Source organism: Flavobacterium sharifuzzamanii, assembly GCF_003254585.1.
GTDB classification, from domain to species: domain Bacteria; phylum Bacteroidota; class Bacteroidia; order Flavobacteriales; family Flavobacteriaceae; genus Flavobacterium; species Flavobacterium sharifuzzamanii.
Genome location: NZ_QJGZ01000033.1, coordinates 95,600 through 114,050, shown reverse-complemented (window position 1 = coordinate 114,050; position 18,451 = coordinate 95,600). Strand labels below are relative to the sequence as shown.

10 protein-coding genes are annotated in these 18,451 nt (G+C 34.2%); 1 reads left to right on the top strand and 9 read right to left on the bottom strand.

The features are described 5' to 3' along the window. Positions 1–169: 169 nt before the first annotated feature. The 8 genes from DMA14_RS03650 to DMA14_RS03615 all read right to left on the bottom strand — a co-directional run bounded on the left by DMA14_RS03650 (position 170) and on the right by DMA14_RS03615 (position 13,957). The gene (locus tag DMA14_RS03650; RefSeq protein WP_111423221.1) at positions 170–1,630 is read right to left on the bottom strand and encodes a SusD/RagB family nutrient-binding outer membrane lipoprotein; all 1,461 of its coding nucleotides are present in this window, start codon (positions 1,628–1,630) and stop codon (positions 170–172) included. Between the two features lie 11 nt (positions 1,631–1,641). Continuing rightward, the gene (locus DMA14_RS03645) at positions 1,642–4,848 is read right to left on the bottom strand and encodes a SusC/RagA family TonB-linked outer membrane protein (protein ID WP_111423219.1); all 3,207 of its coding nucleotides are present in this window, start codon (positions 4,846–4,848) and stop codon (positions 1,642–1,644) included. A gap of 249 nt (positions 4,849–5,097) precedes the next feature. Next, complete coding sequence (locus DMA14_RS03640) at positions 5,098–7,254, bottom strand: S9 family peptidase (protein ID WP_111423218.1); 2,157 nt, start codon at positions 7,252–7,254, stop codon at positions 5,098–5,100. Position 7,255: 1 nt separating this feature from the next. Further along, positions 7,256–8,554 (bottom strand): aminopeptidase P family protein, encoded by a 1,299-nt coding sequence (locus DMA14_RS03635; protein ID WP_111423216.1) that lies wholly within the window; start codon positions 8,552–8,554, stop codon positions 7,256–7,258. 3 nt (positions 8,555–8,557) lie between these two features. After that, positions 8,558–9,793, bottom strand: coding sequence for an NAD(P)/FAD-dependent oxidoreductase (locus DMA14_RS03630; protein WP_111423214.1), 1,236 nt, complete (start codon positions 9,791–9,793; stop codon positions 8,558–8,560). Positions 9,794–10,246: 453 nt separating this feature from the next. Then, positions 10,247–11,257: a 4-hydroxyproline epimerase gene (locus DMA14_RS03625; protein WP_111423213.1), complete on the bottom strand. Its 1,011-nt coding sequence runs from the start codon at positions 11,255–11,257 to the stop codon at positions 10,247–10,249. Position 11,258: 1 nt separating this feature from the next. Next, positions 11,259–12,842: an aldehyde dehydrogenase (NADP(+)) gene (locus DMA14_RS03620; RefSeq protein ID WP_111423211.1), complete on the bottom strand. Its 1,584-nt coding sequence runs from the start codon at positions 12,840–12,842 to the stop codon at positions 11,259–11,261. A 200-nt stretch (positions 12,843–13,042) separates the two neighbouring features. Further along, entirely contained in the window at positions 13,043–13,957 is a 915-nt protein-coding gene (locus tag DMA14_RS03615; protein WP_111423210.1) for a dihydrodipicolinate synthase family protein, read from the bottom strand. A 179-nt stretch (positions 13,958–14,136) separates the two neighbouring features. Between DMA14_RS03615 and DMA14_RS03610 the strand changes: the two genes are divergently transcribed. Beyond that, on the top strand, positions 14,137–14,982 hold the full coding sequence (locus DMA14_RS03610; protein WP_111423208.1) for an AraC family transcriptional regulator: 846 nt from the start codon (positions 14,137–14,139) through the stop codon (positions 14,980–14,982). 360 nt (positions 14,983–15,342) lie between these two features. Here DMA14_RS03610 and DMA14_RS03605 read toward each other — a convergent pair whose 3' ends face one another. Continuing rightward, positions 15,343–17,547, bottom strand: a complete 2,205-nt coding sequence (locus tag DMA14_RS03605; protein WP_111423206.1) for an alpha-galactosidase — start codon at positions 17,545–17,547, stop codon at positions 15,343–15,345. Positions 17,548–18,451 lie beyond the last annotated feature (904 nt).

The following is an 18,451-nucleotide window of genomic DNA, read 5'->3' as shown; positions in this document are numbered from 1 at the left end:
TTTAACCATAAAAAAACACATAATTAAAAAATACTTATAATAAAATATCAAAAACAAAAACCAATTAACTTAACTAAAAAACATCCATCATCCCTTACAAATACTATAAAACAAAAAAAACCAGCACTTAAAAAGTGCTGGCTCAAAAACAAATTAAACTAACTCAAAATTAAAATTTGTCCCAAAAAATCTTCGTTGTCATTAAATCTCCTCCTATTGCTGTTGAAGCTGCTTCATAATTAGCTGCGTTCAGCGTTTTATCAGATGTGGAATAAATATTTCTGACAGGAACTTTACCATTTGCTTCTTGCACTGCTGTTGGAGGCGCTACCAGTATAGGATAATCTAACCTTCTGTATTCGGTCCAAGCTTCAAAACCACGATTGTAGTAAGCGATCCAAAGCTGGTAGGCAATTTTTTGCTTGTCTGTTCCTGTTGCTGTAGCAAAAGCAACATCAGGACGTGCTAAATAAGTTTGGATATTCGCATCAGAAACTCCCCAAAATTTCATGCTTGCTTCTATTCCTTTTGTATAATATGTCGCCGCATCTGCACCTACGCTAAAGCCTCGGCTTGCTGCATCTGCTAGCAAAAAACAGGTTTCCGTATAATCGAATATTACTCCAGGATTTGTTTCTTTTCTCAATCTAAGTCCTGTATTTGAATAATCTACATATTTAACTAGCTGAGCATATGGAGCACCTTTGTATTTACCGTTTATTTTTGAAGCCGGATCAAAGAAAATATCACGTCTTGGATCTTCTTTTGCATTTAATTCATTAACAAAAAACTCTGCTATATTAATTTGGCTACTATTTACCAAACTATCATATAATGGATTCATATCTATTACTGATGAATAATACTGAAACAAAGCTGTATCAGCTTCTTTGCTCATTACCCCAGAACTATAAGCACTTTCCACCATAGCTTTAGCTCTTGCTGGTTCAACATCAGCAAGATGCAAACCCATTTTTAGTTTTACGCTGTTTGCCAATACTTTCCATTTAGCAACATTTCCTTGAAAAACTAAATCTGCTTTTTTATCAAAACTTGCGTTTGCGGTATCCAAATTTGCAATAGCTATATCCAAACGGGAAGCTAAATCCAAATAGATTGTTTTAGCATCGTCATATTTTGGAAGAGGGAACTTTTTAATATCTAAAGCTTCAGTGTACGCCACATTTCCAAACAAATCAACCAATGTCTGATATGTCATTACAATCTGTATTTCAAGAATTGCCAACTGATTTTTTTGCACCGCTTCTTCTACTGGACCTAATGCTTTAATTTCTCTGATTTGTTTTTGCGCATTTGATAAATCCTGTAATACATCTCTATAAAGCAATACAGCATGATTGCTTCCTAGATTTCTTTTTGCCTGGTTGTAATTAGCTTCATCTGTATAAGTCGAAGTCGACCAATGCTGAACATAAGCTCTGAAATTGTTTGAATTAACAGAAGCATTAGTCAAGAAATAAGCATAATTTACTTGAGCACTAGTCATTAATGCTGCAGGTACTGCTGTTTCATAACCTTTTTTGTCCTGATTCATATTGTCCAGGTTATCGCATGAAGCTATTGTACATAGAATAGCTCCAGCAAAAAATATTGTTTTTATAATTCTCATGTCTATATTTTTTAGAATTGAACTTTCAATGTAAAACTATACTCTTTTGTTGTCGGTAAAACCCCTGATTGAAAGCCTTGTAAATTACCCGAAGATGCTCCCGCTTCTGGATCTGCGTAAGGAAGGTTTTTGTGAATGATCCAAAGGTTGCTTCCATTAACTGCGAAGACCATATTATTGATAAACGTATTAGTTAAGAATCTTTTTGGGAATCTGTAGCTTAACCCAACTTCACGTAATTTTACATAAGATGCATCATAAACATATTCTTGTTGTGGCATAGAACCATAAAAATCGTATCCTGCAGCATCTGCGATTTCAGCAACCACAGTATTTGGTGTTCCATCTGCTTGAACTCCGTTTAGTAATACACCACCGCCATTAGCAACAGGCTCACGCTGTGGAACTCCATTATGGTTTTTACTCACTGTACTTTCATAGATACCTGTCTGATGTCCAAATTGTTGATCTAAAGAGTATACATCTCCTCCTTTTTTAACATCTATTAAGAAGTTGAAAGAAATATTCTTATACGTTAAAACGTTATTAAAACCACCAATCCAATCAGGATTTACATCTCCGATCACTACTCCTGAAGTTTTTTGATAAGTTCCATTTGAGTTAATAACTCTCTGACCATTTAAATAAGTATAACCAGAACCCACAAGCTGACCAACTGGTTTACCAACTTCTGCTACATAACTAATTCCTTGGAAACCTCCCAATGAAATCTGATTTGCTCCTGCTAAAGAAATTACTTCATTTTTATTAGTAGACCAGTTTACAGTTGCCTGCCATGTAAAATTGTTTGTTTTGATTGGAGTAGCATTTACCGTTAACTCAAATCCTTTGTTTTGAACATCTCCCCCATTAATCCATGCTCTAGTGTATCCTGTTTGTGTAGGCGTTTCAATAGATAGAATCTGATTTGTTGTATTTGTTTTGTAGTAAGAAAAGTCAACCCCTAATCTGTTTTTGAAGAACTTAAGCTCAAGACCTGCCTCAAAACCTTTTGTCAACTCACTTTTTAAATCGGAATTACTTCTACTATCTTCTGTTGAAAAACGAATTCCGTTTGGTCCAAAATTATTATTTTTAGAATATCTCGGAGAAGTTACTGCAAACTGAGCATCATTTCCTGTTTCAGCATAGTTTAAACGCAGCTTACCAAAAGATAGCCAATCTGCTTTAATATGATTACTAAAAATATAAGTTCCTGTGATTGAAGGATAAGAATAAGTATTATTCTCCTTTGGCAAAGTAGAAGACTGATCTATTCTATAGGTCCCTTCTACAAAAAATGTGTCAAGATAAGCAAAATTTGCTGTTCCGTAAATACTGTTTGTACCGATAGTCTGCTCGGCCTCGCCAGGATAGTTGATTAGATTTATTGAGTTTGTCAAAGCGTAAATTCCTGGAACAACCAATCCACCATTTGTCTCAGCATAAATAGAATTTAATACAGAACGTCTAGAGTTTCCTCCTAACATCCCCGTGAAATTAAGACCTTCCGTGATAGCCGTTTTAAAATTCAAAACTAAATCTAAGTTGATTTCACGAAAGTTTTTATCATATCTAGAGTATTGCCCTAATCCGTTTGATGTTCTTTTTGAACCTACAGCTATGCGCTCTTCTTGTAACTGATGATAAAAATCGACAGCACCTCTTCCCATGATATCAAACCAATTTGTAACTTCTGTTTTTAAGATTACATTTCCAAAGAAACGATCTCTTTTCATCGAGTTGTAATTGTTATAACGCTGAAAATAAGGATTATCATGAAACAAAACGGTCAACTTAGTTGGCGATTGCACGTTCCATGTTATATTTTTACCTGTTAATTCGTAAGCCTCTTTAAGATCGCCAAAATCAGCACTTGTACTGTACCATTGTCTTACACTGCTCAAATAGTTGTTCCCGCCATCTCCGTATCCAGTCTCATTCATACCAATCGCATCTGATTTCATATAATTTGACGATGCTGAAATTCTAGTTTTTGGCGCAATTTTATAGCTGGCAGAAAAATTAAAATTATCTTTTCTGTTATTGCTATTAGGCAGAATTCCTTGCTGCTGATTGTAGTTAGTATAACCAAATCTAAAATCACCCTGATCATTCGAACCAGAAATAGCAATATTATTGATATAAGTTAAACTGTTTTGATAAAAACTGTTTGGATTCTTTTTTACCGCTGTATAAGGTGATAATTTCCCATAAGTCGGTAGATTAGGATAAAAAGAAGTCCAATTGTACACCAAGACAGAAGGATCAAATTTTGGCCCCCAAGAAGCATCTTCTATACTTACAGACGGATGAGAACCGCTCCCTAAATCTACAGTTGACCCGAAAGATCCATATCCTCCACCATATTGGTTTTGATATTCTGGCAATGTTTCTTTATCAACCACCCCAACGTTTATTCCAGTGCTGAAATCTATACCTAAACCTCCTTTAGCTTTGCTTCCTTTTTTTAGTGTTACAATAATAACTCCATTTGAAGCTCTTGATCCATATAACGCCGTTGCTGCAGCACCTTTTAAAACGTTCATTGTCTCGATATCATCAGGGTTTATATCAGAGGCAGCATTACCATAATCATATCCGCCTTTATTACCACTTGATTTCTGGTCATTTGTATTGGTGTTATCATTGTTTAATATAATTCCATCCACAACCCACAAGGCCTGATTGTTTCCTGTCAAAGAAGTTGTACCACGAATCACAACGTTTGTAGATCCTCCAATATTATTATTTCTTCTAATTTGCACACCCGCAATTTTTCCTGAAATATTATTCGAAACGTTACCTGTATTTATTTTTGTAAGCTGATCTCCATTTATTTCTTGTGTTGCATAACCCAAAGATTTTTTCTCTCTTTTAAGCCCCAATGCTGTAACTACAATTTCCTGCAATTGCGTAGATCCTGCAGTCATTTTTACGTTTATGCTATTACCACGTGCTGGAACTTCTTTAGTTTGCATTCCAATAAAACTAAACACAAGTACCGCATTTGCATCAGCTTTTATTGAATATTTCCCATCAAAATCAGTCTGAGAACCTGTTTGAGTTCCTTTTACCAGTACTCCAACACCTGGCAACGGAACTCCATTCTCATCTGAAACAATTCCTGACACAACCCGATCTTGGGCAAAGGTCAGTTTAGTCAACAGCACAAAAAAGAGTACTGCAATTTTTCTAACATTAATCTTGAATTTCATAAAATGGTTTTATAATTAATGTGGCAAATATTTTGCTTTTTAGATAATTTTTCTGATAATATATTACCGAAAAACCTGCTTATATTACCCTATAAGTGCCAATTTCGCAATTACATAATTACTATATTACCATTTAGAAAAAATTTCAAAATCAAACACTTAACTCAAAACCAAAAGAAATAAATACATAAAAAAAGGAGAATTTCAATTTGATGAAACTCTCCTTTCTTTTTAGGATATGTATTTTTATTATTTTGCACCTGGCGGGCAATTTTTTTCAATAAATCTGACAAAAGTATCTACTAGATGTTTTTCTGTTCCTTCTCCTTCATCAATACTGTGAGAACGGTTTGGATAAATCATTAAATCAAACATTTTATCATATTTGATTAATTCATTTATTAAAACTTCTGCATTTTTATAATGCACATTATCATCGCCTGTTCCGTGGATATACAATAAATTTCCTTTCAGATTTTTAGCGTGAGTTACAGGAGAAGCCTGAATATAAGCTGCTTGATTTTCGTCTGGCAATCCCATGTAGCGCTCTGTATAGATATTATCATAGAAATGCTGATCTGTTACTGCTGCAATTGCAATTCCAGTTTTGTAAATCTCTGGATACTGAAACATTAGATTTAAAGTTACAGCACCTCCTCCGCTCCAGCCATGAATCGCCACACGATCAGAATCGATGAAATTCCATTTTAAAACCTCTTTGGCTGCCATTGCCTGATCACGCGTATTGATAATCCCTATATTTTTATAAATAGATTTTCTCCACTCTGTTCCTTTCATTACAGGAGTTCCTCTATTATCCATAGCAATTCCGATATATCCATTTGGAATCAATTCAGCGATAAAACCATTAAAATAAGGTTTGTCATTTGCTACAGAAGCCATTGGTTCTCCATAAACATAGAAGAAAACGGGATATTTTTTTGAAGGATCAAAGTCTAATGGTTTTGCCATTACTCCATCAATTTCAACTCCATCTGCAGTTTTCACTTTAAACTTCTCCATCGAATAATTTCGTCTTGGAGCTGCAAAAACATCTGCTTCTTTTGGATAAATCTTTTGGTGACCAGACAAAGCAATCAATCTCTGATTGTAATCTCTCGAAATGCTAGAATTAGTATGTCTTGCATAAGCTGCATCTGTAGAAAAAACATATCGGTTTGTACCGTCAAAAATTGCTGGAGTTATTCTTTTTGTTTTTTTCGAACTTAAATTCGTTTCATACAAATAACGCTGAGTAGCATCTTCTGGACTTGCGATAAAATATATTGTTTTTGTTTTTTCGTTGTAGGCTTTAAAATAAGCATCAAAATTAGTTTTAGTGATTAACTCTTTTGATTTTCCGTCAAGGCTTATTTTGTAAATATGCATCCATCCGTCTGCATCAGAACTCCATAAAAAGGCTTTTCCGTTGTCTACAAACTGACAAGGAAAAACATCATATTCACCAGCAGAAGTATCAAACACGTCAATCCATGCTTTTGATTCTTCTTTATAAATCACTCTCGCTGCACCCGATTTTGCATTACAATCATACATCGTAACCTGATTCTGGTTTCGGTTTAACTGAACCACCATAATAGATTCATTGCTAAGCCATTTCATTCGAACCAAATAATTATTATCTGGTTCTCCAGGGATATTTAACCAATTGGTTTGAAGAGAATCAATATTTACAATTCCGATTTTTACAGAAGAAGGTTTTTCTCCTGCTTTTGGATATTCTACAGGAATAATTGTTGGATACAATGAATCTGTATTATTGATCATAAAATGGAATTTAGTCGAAGTCGCATCAACTCTCCAAAAAGCAATACTTTTTCCGTCTGGACTCCATCTGAATCCGTCACGCGCAGCTAGTTCTTCTTCATAAACCCAATCAAAAGTTCCGTTAATAATTTTATCTGTGCCATCAGTTGTTACTGGAGTAATTTTTCCAGAATTCAGATTTTCAACATAAATATTGTGCTTTGAAACATAGGCAACATTTTCATTATCGCTAGAAAATTTTGCAAACATTAAGGATGATGCGTCTAAGTTTTTGCCCAATTGTTTTCCTTTTCCTGTAGCTAAATCAAAATACCAATAATCACCTCTGGTATTGTCTCTCCAAACTTTCTTTGAATTTGTATAAACTAAAACTTTTGTTTTGGAGTCGTTCCAAACCAACTGCTCAATTTCGCCAGTAAATCCAGCAGCTGCTAATTGTTCTTTCGATAAAATAGTGTTTTGTTTATCTAGCTTATCAACATCATAAATGACCACATTACTATCTTGATTTACCCAAAAAGAATGAGAATTGGGCAACCAATTTAGATTGTTAATATCAATCTTCTGTGCAAAAACAGAGGTGCATATAAACAGAAGAAATAACAAATACTTTTTCATCTTACTTTTTATTTTTAATTAAATTTTCAATTTCTGCAATTTCAATAGGCATGGCTTCACTCAGATTGATATTTCCATTTTCTGTTATTAGATAATCATTTTCTAAACGGCATCCTATTCCTTCTTCTCTAATGTAAATTCCAGGTTCGCACGTAAGCACCATTCCTTTTTCAAAAGGTCTTGAATACAAACCAACATCGTGAACATCAAGTCCTAAATGATGCGCAGTTCCATGCATGAAATATTTCTTGTAAGCAGGTTTTTCTGGATCTTGAGATTTAATTTCTTCTTCTGTAATTAATCCTAATTTTACCAATTCAGCTTCAACTAATTTTGCCATTTGAAGTTCATAATCTTTAGACAAAACTCCAGGTTTCAGCAATTTTGAACCTTCTTTCAAACAATGCAAAACAGATCCGTAAACCTCTTTTTGTCTTGGACTAAAAGTTCCATTAACTGGAATACATCTTGTGGTATCTGAATTATAGTTGGCATAACAGCTTCCAAAATCGAGAAGAACCATTTCATTCTCTTCGCAAATATCATCGTTTGTATTATAGTGCAGTGAACAGGCATTTCCACCAGACGCTATAATTGATTTAAAAGCTTGTCTTGTTCCTCCATTTTTTACGGTAGCATACAGCAACTCGGCCTCTAATTCATATTCGTTTATATTAGGGCGAATGGTATTCAAAATTCTATGAAAACCTTCAACACTTATTGCAGTTGCTTTTTTAATTAAATCAACTTCCTCGTTCGATTTAATTGGACGCAATTCACGCGTTATTTTTGCCACACGTTCGTATTGATGCAATGGATACTTTTCTTTGCACCATTTTATCATTCGGTCTTGTCTGGTTTCCATTTCAGCAGTTACCCTTTTGATATGCTCATTGTGACCTAAATAAAAAATATCAGATTCAAAAGCAAAAAGCTGCAAAGTCTTTTCAAATTCGTGAAGCCATTTGATATTCTGGATTCCGGAAATAGCTGTTACTTGTTCTTTAGTCAAAAAATTACCATCCCAAAGAAGTGTATGTTCATTTGCTTCTTTTACAAAAAGTATAACTCTGTTTTCTTCTTTAAAAGCATCTGGATAAAGCACCAGAATGGTTTCATCCTGATCAATTCCAGATAAATAAAACAAATCATTGTTTTGTGAAAACCCCATAACGTCATCCGCGTTATTGGGCATTACGTCGTTTGAAGTTAAAATTGCCACACTATTTGGCAGCATTTTGTCGGTAAATCTTTTTCGGTTTTCTATAAACAAAGAAACCGGAATCTGGTTGTATCTCATATTTTATATTTGGAATCTGTCAATAGCTACAGAAGTCGGTTTTCCAGAAATAATTTCTGTTATAATTTTTCCTGTTGCCGGTGCGAGGCTTAATCCCATCATGGCATGTCCTGTTGCTAAGGTCAAATTTACAACTTTTTTGTCTCTGGCAATAATAGGCATTCCCGATGGCGTACAAGGTCTAAACCCAAACCAAGTGTCTTCTGTTTTTGGCATTTCCACTTTCATGTCTGGATAGAAATCATTAATGCTGCTTATAATTCCCTGAAGCCTGTTTGCATTTATTTTATTGTCTTTGGCGTGAGTAATCTCCATAGTTCCTCCAAATCTTATATCATTTGCCATTGGAGTTACGGCCACTTTTCCTTCGCATAAAATAGATGGAATACTTGGTTTTTGGGATTTATCTTTTAATGTAAAACTGTATCCTTTTCCTGGTAAAATAGAAATTGAGATATTTAATTTTTTAGCCAAAAAAGGACTCCAAGATCCTGATGCCAAAACCACTTCGTCAGTTCTAAAAAGCCCTTTATCGGTAACAATTTTTTCAATTTTATTTCCTTCTAAAACAAAATCTTTAACGCTGGTTTGTGAATGGATTTCGACTTTTAAACGAGATAATTCTTCTTTGATAAAAGCCATAAATTTTTGCGGATACAAGTGGGCATCACTTTTATAATGAACTCCTCCAATTACATTTGTATTGGTTCCTTTTTCTAAAAGTGCCACTTCAGATTTTGACAGATAATCTACTTCAAGCCCTAGACGTTCTGCTTCTTTTCCTTCGTGATGCATCTCTTCTCCTACTTTATCACTTTTATAAAGCATTAAAAGCCCTTTTTCTTCATAAAAGAAAGAATTATTCTCTTTGGCAAAATCCTGATATAATTCTTTACTTAATAAAGATAGGTCACGTAAAGCAGGCATTGCATTTTCTACATGACGTAAATTGGCATGCTTATAAAACTGCATTCCCCAGTTTATTAAATCTTTGCTTAAACGTGGTTTTACATAAAACGGACTACGGCTGTCAAACATCCATTTTATTCCTTGAGCAATCATACCCGGCTGTGCCAGCGGAATTATGTGCGATGGTACAATCATTCCTGCGTTTCCGTACGAACAGCCATTGTTCATATCAGATTCATCAAATACGCTCACCTCGTAACCTTCCTTTGCAAGATAATAGGCAGAACATAAGCCTATAATTCCACCGCCAATAACAGCAACTTTTTTCATAAATTTTATTTCGTTAAGAGTTCTTTGAACTGCTAATTATATTTTAAATCTGTTGGATTAGATTATATGTTTCAATAAGTTAAAAATCAATTGCATTCGTCTTTACTTAGAAATTATTTTTTTTGCATCTATTTTTAAATATAGCCCGTGGTTTCAACCACGGGTATGTAATCAAAAAACAATCTATAGGAACCCGTGGTTGAAACCACGGGCTATGTCTGAATATTATTATTTAATTCTCAGCTCCAATCTGAATGCAAAAATCTCTTAATTTAACGACGATAGAGATAATCAAAATTGTAAAAGATGGTTTTAGCTTAAACAACAACCATGTTAATTTGGCTAAAGCCCATCCTACTTACAATTTCTAAAATCCCTTAGTCAAAACTAGAGACTATTCAAAGAACAATAATTTAGCTTAACCAACAGCTTAATTATATTATAAACTGATTTTTAAATAACCTGAAATCCAAATGCATACGGATCGTCGCTTTCATCAATTATAATATTATTGTATCCGTACACTTTTGCCCAGCCCTGAATGCTTGGAACAATAGCTGGAATATCTCCAATAGAAGTTTCTTCTACAACTTTTCCAATAAACTTACTTCCAATATAACTTTCGTGAATAAACTCTTCTCCTTTTTTCAATTTCCCTTTAGCGTGCAATTGTGCCATTCGGGCTGATGTTCCAGTTCCGCATGGCGAACGATCGATTGCTTTATCGCCATAGAAAACGGCATTTCTGCCAGATGATGTTGAATCTATAGGCGATCCTGTCCATAACATATGTGATACATCTCGAATTGTATCATTCTCTGGATGGATGAAATAATCTGGATATTTTTCGTTAATCTTTTTACGCACTTCCTGACTATACTGAACAATTTTACTTGCTGTAAAATCTTGAACACCAGAAAAATTCTTTTGCGGATCAACAATGGCATAGTAATTTCCTCCGTAAGCCACATCAAAAACAATTTCGCCCAATTCTGGACAATCAATAGTAAGTCCTTCTGCAGCTAGATAAGATTTTACGTTGGTCAGACGTACCCAATCTACTTTTTTTCCTGTTTGTTGATATTCGATGTGCACTAAACCTGCAGGCGCTTCCATTTTAATAATTCCTGGAACTTTTGGAGTCACCAAACCTTCTTCGACAGCAATTGTAATAGTTCCAATTGTTCCGTGTCCGCACATTGGCAGACAGCCAGAAGTTTCTATAAACAAAATTCCAAAGTCATTATCAGGATTACTTGGCGGATATAAAATGCTTCCGCTCATCATATCGTGTCCTCTCGGTTCAAACATTAATCCTTTACGAATCCAGTCATATTCTTTTAAGAAATGCTGCCGTTTTTCGCTCATCGAATTACCTTGTAGATTTGGTCCGCCACCGGCAACAACCCTAACTGGATTCCCGCACGTATGAGCATCTACGCAAAAAAAAGTTTTCTTTACCATTTTATATTTGAGATAGTGTTAGTTTATTATTTACTGTACGAACAATTTGCAGCGGATTCTCATTTTGTAATTCAGCTGGCAGCAAATGATCTGGCCAATTCTGAAAACTTACTGGACGCACCCATCTGTAGACTGCATCTATACCTACTGCAGTATAACGTGAATCTGAAGATGCTGGGTAAGGTCCGCCATGAAGCATTGAAGCACAAACTTCTACTCCTGTAGGAACGCCATTGTATATTAAGCGACCTACGCGATTCTGTAAAGCACCAATTATTCCTTTATGGGTATCAATTTCGTTCTCTTCACTTATAATTGTTCCTGTCAGCTGTCCTTCTAATTTAGAAATTACTTCTATTAATTCAGCTTCATTTTCGCATTCAATTAAAATAGAAAATGGTCCAAAAACTTCATTATGCAATGTCGCATTTTTTAAAAATTCTTTTCCATCAACTTTTAAAACAGTTGAAGCACCATGATTTGGTGTTGTCTCGCCTTTAAATTGAGCTATTCTTGAAACTCCCTTCTGTTCTTCTATTTTTGCAATTCCGTTATTAAAATCGGTATAAATAGAAGGATGAAGCATACAGCCTGGCTGAATTTTTTCGATTGCCTGATCTAGATTTTCTGCAAACTCATTTAATTCTTCTCCTTTTAAAGCTAATAATAATCCTGGATTCGTGCAAAATTGTCCTGCTCCCAAAGTAATAGAACTTGCATAAGCCGTTGCCCATTTTTGGCTATTTTTTTTCAAAGCATTAGGTAATAATACCACTGGATTGATACTTCCCATTTCGGCAAATACCGGAATTGGTTCTGGACGCTGTGCTGCTAAATCGCACAAAGCACGGCCACCTTTAATGCTCCCTGTAAAGCCTACTCCTTTTACTAATGGATGTTTTACCAAACTTGTTCCAAGCGTTCTTCCGTCACCGATAAGGTTAGAAAAAACACCTTCCGGCATATTGGTTTTCTTAGCCGCTTTTATAATTGCAGAAGCAACCATTTCGCCAGTACCTATATGCATAGAATGGCTTTTTACAATAACTGGACAACCTGCGGCCAAAGCTGAAGCTGTATCTCCTCCGCTTGTAGAGAATGCAAAAGGAAAATTACTTGATCCAAAAACCACAATTGGCCCTAAAGGTGTTAACATTTTGCGTAAGTCTTCTTTTGGCGCGGGCTGTCTGTCAGTTATTGCTGTATCTATTGTAGCTTTCACCCAGCTTCCTTCTGTAAGCATATCAGCAAAAGCTTTCAATTGGCCGATTGTTCTTCCGCGTTCTCCTTCTGCTCTTCCTCTCGGATAACCCGATTCAGTACAGTATTGAACTAAAAGATCATCTCCTAATGCTAAAATTTCATCAGCAATAGCATTTAAAAATTTAGCTTTTTCAATACCAGAATAATTTTTATAACTCGCAAATGCTTGATTGGCTAGCGCAACCGCTTCTTCAATTTCATCTTGAGTTGCCTCTGTAAAAACCCATGGATTTTCTGTATTCAATAGCGGATTAAACGTTTTTAGTATTTTTGAACCACCTGCTTTTAGCTGGCTTCCTATATAATTTTTTCCTGTAATCATGTTTTTTTCTTATAAATGAATTAAGTGCCATTTTAGTTTTCAGCCTCGGTTTTTAATCTCAAGTTTCAGTCGCAGCCCCAGTAAACACAGTATCCGAAAACCCTGACTGTAAATGGAAACTGAAAAACTGAGACTGCGACTGAAAGCTGAGAACCGAGACTGAAATCTAAAAAAGCAAAGCCAATCTTTTAAATATGCTGTTATAAGTTTTTATAATCTGGTAAAGTTGGTCTTGTACGCAGTCCTTCAGCAATAATCGCTAAAACTCTTTCTCTTTCTGCTCCTTGCAATGGCAATCTTGGTGCACGAACATATTCTGAACCAATTCCTGTTGCAACTTCAGCTAATTTAATATTCTGAACTAAAAATGCATTAATATCCAATTCTAATAAAGGCAAGAACCATCTGTAAATCTTCAAAGCTTCATCAAATCTTCCTGCTTTTGCCAATTTGTAAATTGCAACTGTTTCTTCAGGGAAAGCGCAAACCAATCCAGAAACCCATCCGTCAGAACCCATAAATAAGCTTTCTAATGCTAATGTGTCTACTCCTGATAATATTTTTAAACGATCTCCAAAACGGCTGATCATTCTAGTTACGTTAGAGATATCTCTAGTTGATTCTTTTACTGCTTGAATGTTATCATGTTTCAATAATTCTTCAAACATATCTAGAGTAACTTCAATTTTATAGTCAACTGGATTGTTGTATACCATAATAGGAAGAGAAGTATTTTTTGCCACTTCACTATAGAAAGTCACTGTTTCAAAATCAGATGCTTTGTAACGCATTGGAGGAAGCATCATTAATCCTTTTGCTCCATCTTGTTCAGCTTTATTAGCAGCCAAAATGGCATTTTTTGTAGACTGCTCTGCAATATTCATAATTACAGGCACTTTATTTTCTGTTAGCGCAACAGTATGTTTTACTAATTCTCTTTTTTCTTCTTCTAAAAGTGTACTGGCTTCACCTAAAGTTCCTCCTAAAATAATTCCTGAAACTCCAGCATTTAATTGTGCCTTCATATTAACTTCAAACATATTGAAGTCTAATTTGTCATCTGCAGTAAATTTTGTAGTTACCGCTGGCATAACGCCATTCCATTGAATACTCATAATTTTAATTTTTTATTAAGGCCAAAATTATCTAGAAACAACAGAGCGCACCCTTTAAAAATTACCACAAAATGATACTATATTACCCTCTATAGTGGTAAATTTTAAAAAACTGAACATTATAGCATCATTTTTTTATTCAAATGCAATATATTTGATCATAACTAACTAACCACTATATGAAAGTTTTCCCATTTAAAATTCCAAAATCTGGAGAAGATCCCCTTATATATCAAGAAGATATCGAAGTATCATTCTATGATAAACTACATCAGCATGAAGAAATTCAAATTAGTTTTATAGAAAAAGGAGAAGGTGCCGTTTTTGCTGGTGATACTATTTCGCAATATCATGAAGGCGATATACTCGTAATCGGAAGTAATTTGCCACATGTTTTTAGAAGCGACGTTCAGGAAAATGTAATTTCTGTAATGCGTACCTTATTCTTTACATTCAATTCGTTCGGAAGAGATTTTTTTGAGTTGCCTACTTTTAGAAATATCCATCCCATTCTGGAAAGCAGTAAAAACGGATTCATAATTCATAATGCACCCAAAAAAGTTGTCAAATATTTTAAGAAACTAAAGAAAGCTGACAGCTATACGCGTTTTATATTATTTCTGGATATTTTAAAATGGCTGTCAACATCTGAAACTACTCCACTTTCTAATTATTTATATCAAAAGAAAATAACGGATAACGAAGGAAAAAGAATGCAGATTGTGTTTGAATATGTAATGACCAATTTCCATAAAAATATCACGCTTGATGAAATTGCTTCGATTGCGAGTATGACAAAAAATGCCTTTTGCCGGTATTTTAAAGTCCGGACCAACAAGTCTTTTTTTCAATTTTTAATTGAAGTGCGTATTGAGAGAGCGGCAAAGTTATTATCTAATAATGAAGAACTCTCTGTTTTGGAAATTGCCGAATTATGCGGTTTCAATAATATTTCCAATTTTAATAGAAAATTTAAGGAATTAAAGCAGCTTTCGCCTTTACAATATAGAAAACTGAATTTGTAGGTCGTATAATTTCACGCAGATCTAACAGATTTCAGCAGATTAAATTAGATTTTTAATAACTGAAATTCCGTTCCAAATTTCTGTAGAGACGCAGTGCAGTGCGTCTAACTCGCAAAGTCACAAAGTCGCTAAGTTTTTTTTTGCCACAGATTATTAGGATTAAAAGGATTTTAAAATCTGTGAAAGAAAAGACATTTGTACAGACGCACTGCAATACGTCTAATGTATTGCGGATATACGTTGTGTAGACGCACTGCGGTGCGTCTCTACAGATATACTTTGGGTTAAAAATAAATCAGCTGTTTAATCTCATTATTTAAAACGAGATCAAACAGCTGATTTACTTAAAAAAAATATTTTTTAATTTCCAGACACTGCTGTGATTTCAAGCACTACACTTGATTCTACTTTTGAAGAAGAAACTCTCAAACCTACATTCATTAAATAATCTCCCGTAAAAGATTCTCCAGATTCTTGTAGCGTTTGCTTTGCTTCAGGCATTAAGTTGATTTCTTCAACTTTATACTTTTTATTGGCATCTAAACCTTGAAAACGAACCAAATTATATTGCGGATCATAAAGAGGATGAAGCGTATACGAAAATAAAACCGCTTTGTCTTTTGATTCGTCAACATACATTAATACAGCGCGACTGTCTTCATAAGGAGAAACAATTCTATACATATCGCCATGCCAGATTACAGAACTTAATCTTTTATAGTTGGCCACTGCATCCTGAGTATATTTTAATTCTTTTTCTTTCAGTTCTTTTACATTAATGTCAAAACCTAATTTACCCATCATAGCAACATCAGTTTTAAATTTAATAGACTGATTTCCCCATGATGTTACGTGATTGCAAATTGCAAAAGCTGGAAAAAACTGCGAATAACCCCATTGAATAAATACTCTATTATAAGGATCTGTATTGTCACTAGCCCAAAACTCAGTAAAATATTTTAAGAAAGCATAATCTGTTCTTCCGCCGCCACCTGCACAAAGCATCATTGGCAAATGTGGATATTTTGTTTTAATTCTTTCTAAAACTTTATACAAACCTCTGGTATATTCAATAAACAAATGCGATTGCTGATTTTTTAAATAAGTAGAATATGCGTTGGTCATCATACGATTACAATCCCATTTAAAGAATGCTACACCTCCATTTGTCTGCATAATATCATCAACTGTTTTAAAGACAAAATCCTGCACTTTAGGATTCGATAAATCCAAAACCAGTTGCGTACGATAGTAGCTTTCTGCTCTATTTGGCAATTTTAAAACCCAATCTGGATGTTTTTCATACAATTCACTTTTCGGATTTACCATTTCTGGCTCAATCCAGATTCCGAATTTAACTCCTGTTTTTTCTGCTTGCTGCATTAGAAAACCTAAACCATTTGGCAGTTTTGTTTTCGTTGCTTCCCAATCTCCTAAACCAGATTTGTCTCCGCTTCTTGGGTACTTATTTCCAAACCATCCGTCGTCTAATAAAAACATATCAACACCCAATGTTTTAGAATCCTCAAACATTTCTGTCAATTTGTTTTCGTCGAAATTAAAAAAGGTTGTTTCCCAATTGTTCAATAAAGTTAAACGAGATTTGTATCCATCTTTTACGCCATAGTTTTTTGCCCAAGAATGTAAATTTCTGCTCGCTTGTCCCTTTCCTTTGTTTGAAAAAGTGTAAATAAAAGAAGGCGTTGTAAATACTTCACCAGGCTGAAGACTGTATTCTGAAGCAAACGGATTAATTCCAGAACTGATTCTCAGTGATTTTTTATTGTCAAGTTCAAAAGTAAACTTAAAATTTCCCGACCAGGCAATAGTTCCTGCTACAAGTTCTCCAGTGTTCTCTTTTGCTTTGTCATTCAATGCCAAAAAGAAGACTGGCGTCTGGTACATATTGGTTCTTACACCTAATTTAGAATCGATTACTTTGGCACCGCTTGTCAATTCGCTTTCTTGCATTCTAACTTCTTTTGCCCAATCGCCATGAAATTGAGTCAGCCAATATTTATCAGCATCAAAATGCAACATAGACGAAGCATAGTTGTACAACGTTACAGGTTTCTTTTCGCGATGCACAATCTCTGTCCATTGCTCTATTACATTTTCTTTGTAAAAAGACTTATAATGAAGCGTAACTTCTACAGGATAAACTGGATCTTTCATTTTTATGCTAGTTTCAGTCGTATTACCATCAATCTTTGTGTTCTGATGGCTTACATAAACTAGCTCCAAAGCAGGATTTCCATCGTTATGCGTCATTCTGATAGCCGATTCAAACAAATTATCTGTCCCATAAGTTGGATATGCCTGATGTCTTAGATTAAGCAATGGATTTCCATCGTTTATAACAAATGTTCTTTCGGTTTCTTTAGAAAGCGCATTATATGCTGAAGCTTCAAGTTTTGTCCCTAAATAAGACTGGTAAAGCAATCCGTTTTTTGCTACTTTTAAGATTAATGCCGTATTCTGGGTTTCTATAGCAATAGGATCATTTTGTGCATTAGCCTTCCAAAAGAAAGAAGTCAGAACTAATAGGAATAGTACTTTTTTCATAAAATTTTAATTAACAATAGTGAATGTTCTTTTAATGAAGATTTCTAAAAAAAGTCAAAACAATCATTTTCAGATTAGAATTGTATTTCTTTTGAAACTCCGTGCTTCACATTTATCAATAAAATCACGAGAAAAAATTCATTTAAATACACCAATAGCGGAACATAACTGGTGCTATTCATAAGAAAAATGGCGTTGAGCTCTAATCAGTCCATTTTTAATTATGAAGAAATGAAATCCAAAAATAGCAAAATATAATTAAATCCAATTTTTTGCCTTTTGATTTTCTTTTTTAAAGCATAGAGAGTTTTTTTTCACAAAATAGACTTTTGATAAAAATTTTATCAGTTTTTATCGATTCTGATATTTTATTACCTAAAAATCGCTCCGAATCGTAAAATACGAATAAACATAAACAAGTTTACTCTTACATATTAGCTTAAAAACACAGACTGGTATGGTTAATAGAGGAAAAACGTTCAAAAAGCCTAAAATTATTTAGCAAAAAAAAATCTGATACTATATTATCCACTTTCAAAAATAAAAATTGATATTTCAGCAATTCAAATTTGCAACCAATTTTAAAAAACGGGCTTATAGACATAAATTTTAAATAAAACCTCATGCAAAAACCAAGAAAAACCTTATTTATTAACTCAAATCTTTCAAATTTGAGTTTTATGCATATATTATCCACTTTATTTTTGATATTATTTTAAACAAGTCATGTTTTTTACACATATCGCAAAAAACTGGTAGGTACTGGTATGTGTCAGCTTAGAAACATTTATACATTTGGATTTCACATTTATCTCTTTTTTCATGAACAATATGCAGGAGCTCAACGCATTTTGTTTTTCCAAATGAAAAAGAAAAAAACGGACCACGAGAGAATAAATTACTA

Excerpts from the sequence above, each read along its gene's own strand:
- DMA14_RS03640 (WP_111423218.1), bottom strand. The coding sequence starts at position 7,254 with ATGAAAAAGTATTTGTTATTTCTTCTGTTTATATGCACCTCTGTTTTT.
- DMA14_RS03645 (WP_111423219.1), bottom strand. The coding sequence starts at position 4,848 with ATGAAATTCAAGATTAATGTTAGAAAAATTGCAGTACTCTTTTTTGTG.
- DMA14_RS03620 (WP_111423211.1), bottom strand. The coding sequence starts at position 12,842 with ATGATTACAGGAAAAAATTATATAGGAAGCCAGCTAAAAGCAGGTGGT.
- DMA14_RS03610 (WP_111423208.1), top strand. The coding sequence starts at position 14,137 with ATGAAAGTTTTCCCATTTAAAATTCCAAAATCTGGAGAAGATCCCCTT.
- DMA14_RS03625 (WP_111423213.1), bottom strand. The coding sequence starts at position 11,257 with ATGGTAAAGAAAACTTTTTTTTGCGTAGATGCTCATACGTGCGGGAAT.
- DMA14_RS03635 (WP_111423216.1), bottom strand. The coding sequence starts at position 8,554 with ATGAGATACAACCAGATTCCGGTTTCTTTGTTTATAGAAAACCGAAAA.
- DMA14_RS03650 (WP_111423221.1), bottom strand. The coding sequence starts at position 1,630 with ATGAGAATTATAAAAACAATATTTTTTGCTGGAGCTATTCTATGTACA.
- DMA14_RS03630 (WP_111423214.1), bottom strand. The coding sequence starts at position 9,793 with ATGAAAAAAGTTGCTGTTATTGGCGGTGGAATTATAGGCTTATGTTCT.
- DMA14_RS03615 (WP_111423210.1), bottom strand. The coding sequence starts at position 13,957 with ATGAGTATTCAATGGAATGGCGTTATGCCAGCGGTAACTACAAAATTT.
- DMA14_RS03605 (WP_111423206.1), bottom strand. The coding sequence starts at position 17,547 with ATGAAAAAAGTACTATTCCTATTAGTTCTGACTTCTTTCTTTTGGAAG.